Source organism: Pseudomonas flavocrustae, from assembly GCF_029872515.1.
Classification (GTDB): domain Bacteria; phylum Pseudomonadota; class Gammaproteobacteria; order Pseudomonadales; family Pseudomonadaceae; genus Chryseomonas; species Chryseomonas aestiva.
In genome coordinates, this window is record NZ_JAPDIQ010000010.1 from 190,397 (window position 1) to 202,258 (window position 11,862).

Consider the following 11,862-nt stretch of genomic DNA (forward strand, 5'->3'; position numbering starts at 1 on the left):
ACTGAGAAAGGCCCACCCGGCCAGGGCGGCCGACCCGAGAGCGGCGCGGCAGTATAGCCTTTAAGCGGCCGGACGGCACGCCACCTGGGTCGACGGTGGGCGATCAGCGCCTAGCGGCGGTCCAGGGCCGCCGGATTGACCAGATCGGTCGGCTGCTTGCCTTCGAGGGCAGCGATCAGGTTGTCCACCGCGCGTTCGGCCATGGCATAGCGGGTCTCGTGGGTGGCCGAACCTATGTGCGGCAGGGTGACCACGTTGGGCAGTTCGAACAGTGGCGAGGCCTCCAGCGGTTCACGGGTATAGACGTCCAGACCCGCGCCGCGGATCTGGCCCTGGCGCAGCGCCTCGATCAGCGCCGGCTCGTCGATGACCGGGCCGCGCGCCAGGTTGATCAGGATGGCGCTGGACTTCATCAGCTCCAGTTCGCGTGCGCCGATGAGGCCCTCGGTAGCGGCCGACAGGGGCACCACCAGGCAGACGAAGTCGGCTTCCCCGAGCAGGTCGTCCAGCTCTCGGCGCTGGGCACCCATCTGCTCTTCCAGCTCGGGCTTGGCGCTGTTGGCGGTATAGAGAATCGGCATGTCGAAGCCGAAGTGGCCCCGTTTGGCGATGGCGGCACCGATGCGACCGGCGCCGACGATGCCCAGCGTACGGCCATGGATGTCGGTGCCGAAGTGTTCTTCGCCGATGCCCTTGCGCCAGTGTCCGGCCTTGACGAAGGCATCCAGCTCCGGCACCCGCCGGGCGGCGCTCACCAGCAGGGTGAAGCCGAGGTCGGCGGTGGTGTCGGTGAGCACGTCCGGGGTGTTGGTGAGCAGGATGCCGCGCTCGGTCAGGTAGTCCACCTCATAGCTGTCGTAGCCGACCGAGACGCTGGCGATGGCTTCCAGGGTGGTGGCCATTTCCAGCTCCTTCTCGCCCAGCTTGCGACTGGCGCCGATCAGGCCCTGGGCCTTGGCTGCGGCAGCGGCGAAGAGATCGAGGTTGGCACTGGTGGGAATCACCTCGACGGTGAAGTGTTCGCGCAGGCGTTCCACCAGCTGTTCGGGCAGGCGGTTGAAGACCACTACGTGCTTCTTGCTCATCGATACCTCGGCGTGTGGAAAAAGGGGTCAGGCCAGGCCGGCTGCCGCGAAACGCGGCAACGCGGGATGCTGCTCCAGCAGGGCGGCGAGACCCTCGCGGGTGGGCTCCTGATTGAAGTCCAGGCCCAGGGCCTCGCGGTGGATGCCGGTGGCGGCCAGCCACAGACAGTCGATGTCCGCCGCCACCGCGCCGGGCACGTCGGTCACCAGTGAATCCCCGACGAACAGCAGGCGCTGAGCACCGCGGGTGGCGAGTTCCTCGGCTGCGCAGCGGAAGGCATAGGGATCGGGCTTGCCGTACCAGGTGACCTCGCCACCCAGGGCGGCAAAGCGATCGGCCAGCTTGCCGGCCGCATAGAAGGGTAGACCCCCGGACACCACGTTGCGATCCGGATTGGCGCAGAGAAAGGGCTTGTCCAGGGCGGCGGCCAGGGGCGCGAAGCGGACTTCCAGCTCGTCCTCAGGGAAGCTGCCGACGCCGAGGATGATGGCCGCCTGGTCGATATCCTCGACGAAGCGCGCGCGGATCTCCGCGGGCCAGCCGGCCTGGCCGGTGCCGGGACCGGAGAGGTAGATACCGCCTGCGCGGAATTTCGGATCCTGCTGAAAGGCGTCGATGGCCAACTGACCCGAGGTGGTGATGCCGGCAAAGAGTTCGCGCGACACGTCCAACTTGCCCAGTTCTTCGACCATGCCGTCCGCATCGCGGGAGGCATTGCTGAGAAACCACACCGGCTTGCCCTCGGCGGCACGACGCTCCAGCCAGGCGCGGGCGCCGGGAAAGGTCTCGTAGCCGTCGATCAGCACGCCCCAGAGGTCGAGGATGAAGCCGTCGTAGGCGGCCAGCGCCTCGTCCAGTTGATCGAGGCGGAGCAGGGTGGGAGCGGTCATGCGGCGGATCCGATGGCGAAAAGGGGAAACGACAAGCCTAACCCGTTTTGCCGAGCGGCTGCCGAAAACACAGACACCGGCCTGAGCCGGTGTCTGTTTGGTGCCTGTTGGCAGTGCTTAGCGCGTGGGCGCCTTGCCGGCCTTGGCGACTTCCAGGGCCTGGGTGTCGACGCGGCCGTAGATGTCTTCGAAGCGGACGATATCGTCTTCGCCCAGGTAGCCACCGGACTGCACTTCGATCAGCTCCAGCGGTACCTTGCCGGGGTTGGCCAGGCGGTGCACGGAGGTCATCGGCAGGTAGGTGGACTGGTTCTCGGTTAGCAGGAAGACCTTGTCGTCACAGGTGACCTCGGCGGTACCGGAGACCACGATCCAGTGCTCGGCACGGTGGTGGTGCATCTGCAGCGACAGCTGAGCGCCCGGCTTGACGGTGATGCGCTTGACCTGGAAGCGCTGGCCCATGTCGATGGAGTCGTAGGAACCCCAGGGACGGAAGACTTCCTGGTGTGCCTTGACCTCGTTGCGGTTCTGCTTCTCGAGGGCGTTGACCAGCTTCTTGACGTCCTGGACCTTGTCCTTGTGGGCGATCATGACCGCGTCCTTGGTTTCCACCACGACCACGTTTTCCAGACCGACCAGGGTCACCAGCTTGCCGTTGCCGTGCACCAGGCAGTTGCGGCTGTCATGCAGGACGACGTCGCCCTTGATGACGTTGCCGTTGTTGTCCTTGGCATGGACGTCCCACAGCGCGGACCAGGAACCGACATCGTTCCAGCCGGCGCTCATGGGCACCACGCAGGCGCGGGTGGTCTTTTCCATCACGGCGTAGTCGATGGAATTGTCCGGGCAGACGGCGAAGGTGGCGGCGTCGATGCTGATGTTGATGCCGTCGATGCTGCTGCGCTCCAGCGCCAGCAGGCAGGTGTCGTAGATATCGGTGTCGTGCTTCTTCAGCTCTTCCAGGAAACGGCTGGCGCGGAACAGGAAGATGCCGCTGTTCCAGCAGTAGTCGCCGGAGGCCACGTATTCGGTGGCGGTGACGGCATCGGGCTTCTCGACGAAGCGCTCGACGCGGGATACGCCCTGGGGCAGACCGTCGTTGGAGCCGGTCTTGATGTAGCCGTAACCGGTCTCGGGCGCGGTGGCCGGAATGCCGAACAGCACCATCTCGCCACGCTCGGCGGCGGCGGCGGCCTGTTGCAGGGCCGCCTTGAATTCGGCTTCGTCCTCGATCACGTGATCGGCGGGCAGCACCAGCATCAGGTCGTCCTTGCCGTCAGCGACCAGTTGCATGGCAGCGATGGCCACGGCCGGCGCGGTGTTGCGACCGAAGGGCTCCATGATCAGCGCCTGCGGCTTGCACTCGACGGCCTTGAGCTGCTCTTCCACCAGGTAACGGTGTTCGGCGTTGCAGACGATGATGGGGCAATCGATGCTGCCCTCGCAGCCCAGGCGATTGATGGTCTCCTGGAACATGGTCTGTTCGCTGGTCAGGGCCAGGAACTGCTTGGGGTAAAGCTTGCGCGAGAGGGGCCAGAGTCGCGAGCCGCTACCACCGGACAGGATGACGGGAATCATGGGCGTTACTCCTTCAGCGTCTGCTGATTTGTGGCCGCTGTCCCTGAGGTCGGGACGAAGCGTCCATGCTTCGAAAGATCAACCGGCCGAAAGGTCGACCGGTACAAATTGAACGTGCGGACTGATTGCCATTGGCCAGCATGACCCGGGGCAAGGACCAGACAGAGACAGAATCAAACGAAAGTGGTTCTCAGCGAATTTTCCTTTTTTCGGAAAGGCAGCGGTTTTGAGATGTCCGGCAACTTTTCGCGCCTGGAACGTCTCCGCCACGGGGCTGAAACCTTTTTTATTGGAGGGAGATGACAGTCTTTCACGGATGGCGGGCACCGAATGTGACCCTCTAGCCAGTTCGATGGCCCAGCGTGCGGGCAATTGTGCCATCCGTCGATTCGCTCGGCTAATTCGGCGGTGTATCGCGCAGAAACACCAGCTTGTCTGCCGAGGAACGCTCGGTTGAGTAGTGATAACCCTGGTCATCGAAATCGCGCAGGTCGTCCACCGTGGAGACGCGTTGCTTGATCACGTGCCGTGCCATCAGGCCCCGTGCCTTCTTGGCGTAGAAGCTGATGATCTTGTAATCGCCATTCTTGAGATCGCGAAACTCCACATCCACGATCCGGGCCTGCAGGCGCGCCCTGCGCACCGCACTGAAATACTCGTTCGAGGCCAAATTCAGCAGGACCTCGTCACCCTGGGCCGCAAGATCCGCCTTGAGCCAGTCGCTGATACGGTCGCCCCAGAAGGCATAGAGGTCCTTGCCGCGCGAATTGGCGAACTTGGTACCCATCTCCAGGCGATAGGGCTGCATCAGATCCAGCGGACGCAACAGGCCATAGAGTCCGGACAGCATGCGCAGGTGCCGCTGGGCGAAGTCGAAGTCGTCTTCCTCGAAATCCTCGGCGGCCAGGCCGGTGTAGACGTCGCCTTTGAACGCCAGCAGCGCCTGCTTGGCATTCTCCGGTGTGAAGTCCGAAGTCCAGCTGCCGAAGCGGGCGACATTGAGCGTGGCGATCTTGTCGGACACCCCCATGAGCGCGGCGACCTCAGCCGGGGCGAGCTGGCGGAGCCCGTCGATCAGTTCGCGGGAATGCTCCAGGTATTGCGGCAGGGTATGGCGGGACGTGCTCGGCGGTGTGCTGTAGTCCAGCGTCTTGGCGGGTGAAATCACCATCAGCATCGGCTTGGCTCCTCTTGGCGAGGCGCCATTCTAGAAGTCTCCGCCGCCGGGCTCCAGTGGGCCGTGCCGATGGGATCGATAGGTATTGACCACGTTCCCGGGGCGAGGTTGCCGGGTCAGGCGGCAGGAAACAGGGACGCGCGAAAAAAATCGGGTACGGCCAAAAAAAGCTTTTGTGCCTCAGGTCTTTTGCGTTATTACCGAAGTGTCCGTCGCATCTCCCGGGTCCCGTGCCCTCATGTTGGCCGGTCCGTGAACCCGTTGCTGGAGCGACGGCACCTTTCGCAGCGGAGCGTCGTCTGGCGCTCCGTCGACAGGCTTGCGAGTCAAGCGTTTCTACGAGGTGACCGAGTATGGATGATCACGGACGTTCCCGCCCCACCCAGCCCACCCTCTATGTGCTCGACACCAACGTACTGATCCACGACCCGAACGCGCTGCTCAATTTCGAGGAGCACCACGTTGCCATTCCCATGACGGTCCTGGAGGAACTCGACAAGCTCAAGACCGGCAAGCACAACGTTGCCGCCGAGTGCCGGCAGGCGATCCGCCTGATCGACAGCGTGCTCGCCGAATCCTCGCCCGAGGACGTCGAGCGGGGCGTACCCATTCCCCGCGGCAAGGGCGAGGCCAAGGGGCGACTGTCCATTCTCATGGGCCGTCGCGCCGGCCCCATGGCCTGCCTGCCCGACGACATCAACGACAACCGCATCATCAACCAGCTCGTCGAATTGCGTACCCAGCATCCCCAGGAGCGGGTCGTGCTGGTGACCAAGGACATCAACATGCGCCTCAAGGCGCGTGGCTGCGGCATCGCCGCCGAGGACTACCAGACCGACCAGCTGCTCGACGACGTCTCCCTGCTGTCCCAGGGTTATCACAATCTGCCGGGATCCTTCTGGGATAACGTGAGCAAGGTGGAAAGCCGGCAGGAGCTGGGTCGCGTCTGGCACCGGGTACAGCTGTCGGCCGAGATGCCACCCTTCAACGTCAATGACTTCGTGCTCGACGAACAGGGCTTCGTCGGCTGGGTCAAGGCGGTGCGCGACGGCGAGGTCATCCTGCTCGACATGCATCAGGAACCCCTGATGCACCAGGAAGCCTGGGGGCTGAAACCGCGGGACATCTACCAGGCGCTGGCGCTGTTCGCCCTGCTGGAGCCTGACATTCATCTGGTCAACCTGACCGGCGCGGCAGGCTCGGGCAAGACCATCCTGGCACTGGCCGCGGCCATCGAGCAGACCATGGTCACCAAGAGATACCGGCGGATCATCGCCACTCGCAGCGTTCAGGGCCTGGACGAGGACATCGGCTTCCTGCCCGGCACCGAGGCCGAGAAGATGGAGCCCTGGCTGGGCGCCATCACCGACAACCTCGAAGCCCTGCACATGGACGACCACAACCCCCACGGCAGCGTGGACTACATCCTCAGCAAGGTACCGCTGCAGTTCAAGTCGCTGAACTACATCCGCGGTCGCAGTTTCCAGCAGAGTCTGATCCTCATCGACGAATGCCAGAACCTCACCCCGCACCAGATGAAGACCATCATCACCCGTGCCGGCAGCGGCTCCAAGGTGATCTGTCTAGGTAACCTGGCGCAGATCGATACGCCCTATCTCTCGGCCACCAGCTCCGGCCTCACCTACCTGTCCGAGCGCTTCAAGGGCTTCAACCACGGAGTGCACATCACCCTGCAGGGCGTACCCCGGTCCATCCTCGCCGAATACGCAGAGTCCCATCTGTAAGTGCTAGGGCTTGTCTGAAAAGTAGCCGAGCGAAGGTCAGGCAAGGCAAGAATCCGTGAGGAAGCGGAGTTTACGAGTGGTAAATGAGCATTCCGAACGGATTTTTAACGCAGCATGACCGAGCGCAGGCACTTTTCAGGCACAGCCCACGATCCCCGTCTGGTCACGGGCGGGGATCAAATCCCCAGCAGCAGGTCTACAATGGCAGGTCCTTTCCAGGAGTCATGCCGTGCTGACCCATCTCGATTCCCAAGGCCGTGCCAACATGGTCGATGTCACCGACAAGCAGGTGACCTTCCGTGAAGCCACCGCCGAAGCCCGGGTGCGCATGCGTCCGGAAACCCTCGACCTGATCCAGAGCGGCGGCCATCCCAAGGGCGACGTCTTCGCCGTGGCGCGTATCGCCGGCATCCAGGCAGCCAAGAAGACCGCCGACCTCATCCCGCTCTGCCATCCGCTGATGCTGACCGGTGTCAAGGTCCAGCTGGTCGCCGAAGCCCCCGATGGGGTACGGATCATCGCCACCTGCAAGCTGTCCGGTCAGACCGGCGTGGAGATGGAGGCCCTGACCGCCGCCAGTGTCGCGGCCCTGACGCTTTACGACATGTGCAAGGCGGTCGATCGCGGCATGACCATCGAGGCGGTGCGGCTGCTGGAAAAGAACGGTGGCAAGAGTGGCCACTTCCGCGCCGAGGAGCAGCCCGCATGATCCGCGTGCAATTCTTCGCCCGCTATCGCGAAGTGCTGGGCCTCGCCGAGGACAGCCTGGCCTGGGAGCCCGGGCTGGCCACCGTTGGCGACCTGCGTGAACACCTGGTCCAGCGCGGCGGGATCTGGGCCGAGACCCTGGGCGAGCGCGGTCTGATGTGCGCCCGCAACGAGGAGCTCTGCGGACTGGCCGAGCCGTTGCGCGAGGGTGACGAGGTCGCCTTCTTTCCGACCGTGACCGGAGGTTGAGCATGACGATCCGTGTGCAGGCCGAGGCCTTCGATCCCGGCCAGGAACTCAACGCCCTGCATGCCGCCAACACCGGCATCGGTGCCGTGGTGGGCTTCGTGGGTTACGTGCGGCATTTCAACGACGGCCGGGACGTCGGCGGGTTGTTTCTCGAGCACTTTCCCGGCATGACCGAAAAGGCCCTGGCGCGCATCGTCGAAGAGGCGAACCAGCGCTGGCCGCTGCTCAGGGTCGATATCCTGCATCGCATCGGCCGACTGGAGCCAGGCGAGCCCATCGTCTTCGTCGGCACCGCCAGCGCCCATCGCCAGGCGGCCTTCGAGGCCTGCAATTTCGTGATGGACTATCTCAAGACCCGCGCCCCCTTCTGGAAGAAGGAAGACACCTCCGAAGGACCGCGCTGGGTGGAAGGCCGCGCCAGCGATCAGGATGCCGCGGGGCGTTGGGCGAAGGGGTAACGAAGCAGGGTGGAAAACCGCGTCAGCGTTTTCCACCTGCTGCCTCAAGGCTGGCGGTGGATGAGTTTACGCCGTCATCCACCCTGCGACGGGTTACTTCCAGCAGCTGGCAATCACCGCGCGTGCACGCCGGTAACACTTATCGCGGCCATGGGCCGCTCCTACAGGGGCGCGATACAGGTGTAGGAGCGGCCCATGGCCGCGATAAGAGAGGTTCAGCAAGCGGTCGCGTTGATAGGCCGCTTAGAGTGGCGTTCCAACGCGTCTGCCTCAACGCTGCCGCGGCACCGGCTTGAGCAACTCGGCTGGCGGCATCTCGCAACCGATCTTGCGGCCCAGCAGGGCTTCAATGGGCGGCAGGGCGAAGGAGTCGTCCTCGCCGGCAAAGCTGATGGAGGTGCCGGTGGCGCCGGCACGACCGGTACGGCCGATGCGGTGCACGTAGTCGTCCGGGTCTTCCGGCAGGGTGAAGTTGATCACGTGGCTGATGCCGTCGACGTGGATGCCGCGGCCGGCCACGTCGGTGGCTACCAGCACGCGGATCTTGCCGGCACGGAAGCCTTCCAGGGTCTTGATGCGCTTGTGTTGAGGCACATCGCCGGACATCTGGGCGGCGCTGATGCCGTCCTTGGTCAGGCGCTCCTCGATGCGGCGCACCTCGTCACGCCGGTTGGCGAACACCATCACCCGCTCCCAGTTGTTCTGGGCGACCAAGTTGTAGAGCAGGCGGTACTTGTCGCTGGAGGACACGGCATAGACGTGCTGCTCGACGGTGTCGCTGGCCACGTTTTCCGGCTCGATCTCGACGATGGCCGGATCGGTGGTCCACTGCCGCGCCAGATTCATCACGTCGTCGGTGAAGGTGGCGGAAAACAGCAGGGTCTGGCGTTCGCTCTTGGGCGGGGTCTGGCGAATGATCTGGCGAACCTGGGGGATGAAGCCCATGTCCAGCATGCGGTCGGCCTCGTCCAGCACCATGACCTCGACCATGTCCAGGTGCACCTCGCCGCGCTGGTTGAAGTCAAGCAGACGGCCCGGGGTGGCGACCAGGATGTCGCAGTAGCGCGCTTCGAGCTGCTTGAGCTGCTTGTCGAAGTCCATGCCGCCGACAAAGCTCATGACGTTGAGCCCGGTGTACTTGGCCAGGTCCAGGGCGTCGTTGGCGATCTGCACCACCAGTTCGCGGGTCGGCGCGATGATCAGCGCCCGTGGCTCGCCCATGTATCTTTCCTTGGGCGGCGGCGTGGTCAGCAGCTGGGTGATCGTCGAGATCAGGAAGGCGGCGGTCTTGCCGGTGCCGGTCTGGGCACGGCCGATGGCGTCCTTGCCCTTGAGGGTGAAGCCCAGTACTTCCGCCTGGATCGGCGTGCAGTAGGGAAAGCCAAGGTCATGGATGCCGTGCATCAGCCGCGGATCCAGCTTGAAGTCATGGAAGCGCTTCTTGCCTTCCTGCGGTTCGACCGCGAAGTCTTCCAGTTTCCAGGTGTCGACCGGCTTGGGCTTGCGCGGGCTGCGCTCGCGGCGCGGCTTGGCGGATTTTTCCGCCTGGGCGCGAGGTTCCTGTTTTTCGGCCTGGGCACGCGGCTCCTGGCTACGGGATTCGCCTGAGGTGCGCGGTTTGCGTGGCACACGCTCGGCCTGAGGCTCGGGCGCGATGGGTGCAGGAGAGGAGGGGGCTGCAGGAGCGACGCTGGGGGTAGCTTGGGGCGCAGGGGAGGGAGTCGGCTGAGCGACCTCCTGATCCTTGCCCAGAAATTTTTTGAGTGCCTTGAGCACGGAGGGTCTCGATCATCGAAAGCGGAATGAGACCGCAGTGTAAAGCAACCGACGTGCCCGGCAACAACTACCTGCCGAACGCAGGCGCAATCCGGTCAGCCACTGATCCGATTGCGCCCGGCATCCTTGGCCTGGTAGAGCGATTTGTCCGCACGTCCGACCAGTTCATCCAGGGAGTCGGCCTTGCGCATCTGCGCCAGGCCGATGGAGACGGTGACCCCCGGCAGCCTGCCGCAGGGCGAATAGAAGTCCTTGATCTCCGCCAGGCTCTGGCGCAGGCGCTCGGCGATGGCGATCGCTTCGTCGCGATCGATTTCCGGCAGCAGGATGACGAACTCTTCACCGCCATAGCGCGCCATGCTGTCCTTGGGCCGCAGCTGGTCGCGCAGGGTGTTGGCGACCAGGCACAGGGCATAGTCGCCCGCCAGGTGGCCATGGGTATCGTTGTAGCGCTTGAAGTGATCGACATCCAGCATCAGCAGGCTCAGCGGCTGCCGGTTGAAGGCGCAACGGGTGCTTTCGCGCTCGAACAGCTGCTCGAGACGCCGACGGTTGAAGAGGCCGGTCAGGGTGTCGACGTTGGCGTTGCGTTCGGTGTCGACGATGAGCTGATTGCCACGACGCATCCGCTCGCAGAGGATGCCGAGCAGGTTGTGCATGGCCTTGGAAGAGCGTTCGATCAGCTCCAGCACCAGGTCGCGATGCAGGCAGAGCACCAGGGTATCGGCTTCGGCGATGACATGGGCGCTGGGCCGCTCGCTGTCCATGAAGCTGATTTCGCCCGAGCACTCACCCGGACCGAGCAGATAGATGGGCGGATTTTCCGGCGAACCCAGGTGGACCCGCAGGCGACCTTCCAGCACGAGGTACATGTACTGGTTGATCATGGCGGGCGAGAGCAGGCACTCACCGGCGACCAGGCTGCGGGTGGCCGAGCGGGCGATCAGGGCTTCCAGCAGATGGGTCTCCACGCCCTTGAACAGGCGCAGGTCCTTCAGGGAAGCGACCGGGACTTCGGCCAGCCAGGCCGACAAGGGGGCGGCCATCAAAGGATCACCCCGGGGGCTGAAAGGAAAACTCGGGCCATAGCTGCTCCATGCACATCACGACCTTCAGGCACCCCTACTGGACCGGATGGGTACCCCAAAGTTCGTTCGCTTTGCCCTTTCCAGGCCTCCCTTCGCCCCCAGATTCCGCAAATTGTCGACCGGTTTCCAAAAACGAAGCGGTCCGCTGATTCGCGCTTTATTTTCCGCCGAGACGTGCCAGCAGCCAGTCCCGGATATCCTGGATTTCCGCCGGAATCACCTCGTGGCGCATGGGATAACTGTGCCAGAGCGCTTCCACGCCCGCGGCCACCAGCGCCTCGTAGGCGGCGCGCCCGAGGGCCAGGGGAACCACATCGTCCTGGTCGCCATGCAGGCACAGCGCCGGGGTCGCCCCACCGCGATTGACCTGGGCGTCTTCGAAGCTGGGCGCGTAGGTCGACAGCGCCATGACCCCACCCAGGGTGGGGCAGGAGGTGTTGTAGGCGGTATGCAACACCACGGCGCCACCCTGGGAGAAACCGGCCAGCACGATGCGTTCGGCGGGAATGCCCTGGGCCTGCTGGGTCTCGATCAGGCCTCGTACCGTGGTGGCCGATGTTTCCAGCTGGGCGCGGTCGATGGCCCGGGCAGGATTCATGGCCAGGATGTCGTACCAGGAGGGCATGGCCCAGCCGCCATTGATGGTGACCGCCTGGGTCGGTGCCTGGGGCAGGACGAAACGGGTCGAGCTCAGGCTGCGCTGCAACAATTCGGCAACGGGTTCGAAGTCATGCTGGGTTGCCCCCAGGCCATGCAACCAAATGACGCAGCTATCGGCGGTTCCGCTGGGCGATTCCAGCACAAGAGGCGAATTTTCCAAGGCTTTGCTCCAGTTTGGTGCCACTAAAAATGGGTGTGGTAACAGATGGTGCACAAAATGCGTGTCGCATTTTCGTAATTTAGTTGTCCGGCTTTTTGCTCGAAGTCTCGCGATTGCCGGGTTTGAGCCAAGTGAGCATCTGTCGCATTCACTGGTCCGCAAATTGCCTCATCTAGGCTGCGGCCAGGTAGTGCACTAACAGGTAACACTGACTCACTGCTTCGTCATGCCTTCCAGTGCGTCTCCTTCTTCCCTTGATGAAGGAGACGCACTGGAAGGCATGACGA

General features: G+C 63.9%; 11 protein-coding genes. 4 read left to right on the forward strand and 7 right to left on the reverse strand.

Features of this window, described 5'->3' with window-relative positions:
• Nucleotides 1–110 precede the first annotated feature (110 nt).
• The 4 genes from OMP44_RS20690 to yaaA all read right to left on the reverse strand — a co-directional run bounded on the left by OMP44_RS20690 (nucleotide 111) and on the right by yaaA (nucleotide 4,731).
• Nucleotides 111–1,085, reverse strand: a complete 975-nt coding sequence (locus OMP44_RS20690; RefSeq protein ID WP_280310905.1) for a 2-hydroxyacid dehydrogenase — start codon at nucleotides 1,083–1,085, stop codon at nucleotides 111–113.
• Nucleotides 1,086–1,112: 27 nt separating this feature from the next.
• The gene (locus tag OMP44_RS20695) at nucleotides 1,113–1,976 is read right to left on the reverse strand and encodes a TIGR01459 family HAD-type hydrolase (RefSeq protein WP_280310907.1); all 864 of its coding nucleotides are present in this window, start codon (nucleotides 1,974–1,976) and stop codon (nucleotides 1,113–1,115) included.
• 117 nt (nucleotides 1,977–2,093) lie between these two features.
• Nucleotides 2,094–3,554 carry a mannose-1-phosphate guanylyltransferase/mannose-6-phosphate isomerase gene (locus OMP44_RS20700; RefSeq protein WP_187981188.1) on the reverse strand — a complete coding sequence of 487 codons (1,461 nt, stop codon included), beginning with the start codon at nucleotides 3,552–3,554 and terminating at the stop codon, nucleotides 2,094–2,096.
• Nucleotides 3,555–3,951: 397 nt separating this feature from the next.
• Nucleotides 3,952–4,731 carry a peroxide stress protein YaaA gene (gene yaaA / locus OMP44_RS20705; protein ID WP_280310910.1) on the reverse strand — a complete coding sequence of 260 codons (780 nt, stop codon included), beginning with the start codon at nucleotides 4,729–4,731 and terminating at the stop codon, nucleotides 3,952–3,954.
• Nucleotides 4,732–5,084: 353 nt separating this feature from the next.
• Here yaaA and OMP44_RS20710 point away from each other — a divergent pair, with 353 nt between their 5' ends.
• From OMP44_RS20710 to moaE, 4 genes are all read left to right on the forward strand, one after another.
• Entirely contained in the window at nucleotides 5,085–6,476 is a 1,392-nt protein-coding gene (locus tag OMP44_RS20710; RefSeq protein WP_017639124.1) for a PhoH family protein, read from the forward strand.
• A gap of 229 nt (nucleotides 6,477–6,705) precedes the next feature.
• Nucleotides 6,706–7,185: a cyclic pyranopterin monophosphate synthase MoaC gene (moaC, locus tag OMP44_RS20715; RefSeq protein WP_187981190.1), complete on the forward strand. Its 480-nt coding sequence runs from the start codon at nucleotides 6,706–6,708 to the stop codon at nucleotides 7,183–7,185.
• Nucleotides 7,182–7,433, forward strand: a complete 252-nt coding sequence (locus OMP44_RS20720) for a MoaD/ThiS family protein (RefSeq protein WP_158896819.1) — start codon at nucleotides 7,182–7,184, stop codon at nucleotides 7,431–7,433. Before moaC ends, OMP44_RS20720 begins: the two co-directional genes overlap by 4 nt.
• Before the next feature lie 2 nt (nucleotides 7,434–7,435).
• A complete protein-coding gene (gene moaE / locus OMP44_RS20725) occupies nucleotides 7,436–7,891 on the forward strand; it encodes a molybdopterin synthase catalytic subunit MoaE (RefSeq protein WP_280310913.1) in 456 nt (151 codons plus the stop codon).
• A 270-nt stretch (nucleotides 7,892–8,161) separates the two neighbouring features.
• On the opposite strand, the gene rhlB is transcribed toward moaE, so the two are convergent.
• The 3 genes from rhlB to OMP44_RS20740 all read right to left on the reverse strand — a co-directional run bounded on the left by rhlB (nucleotide 8,162) and on the right by OMP44_RS20740 (nucleotide 11,557).
• Entirely contained in the window at nucleotides 8,162–9,667 is a 1,506-nt protein-coding gene (gene rhlB / locus OMP44_RS20730; protein WP_187981192.1) for an ATP-dependent RNA helicase RhlB, read from the reverse strand.
• A gap of 95 nt (nucleotides 9,668–9,762) precedes the next feature.
• Nucleotides 9,763–10,713 carry a GGDEF domain-containing protein gene (locus OMP44_RS20735; protein ID WP_187981193.1) on the reverse strand — a complete coding sequence of 317 codons (951 nt, stop codon included), beginning with the start codon at nucleotides 10,711–10,713 and terminating at the stop codon, nucleotides 9,763–9,765.
• Between the two features lie 199 nt (nucleotides 10,714–10,912).
• The gene (locus OMP44_RS20740) at nucleotides 10,913–11,557 is read right to left on the reverse strand and encodes an alpha/beta hydrolase (RefSeq protein WP_187981312.1); all 645 of its coding nucleotides are present in this window, start codon (nucleotides 11,555–11,557) and stop codon (nucleotides 10,913–10,915) included.
• Nucleotides 11,558–11,862: the final 305 nt, after the last annotated feature.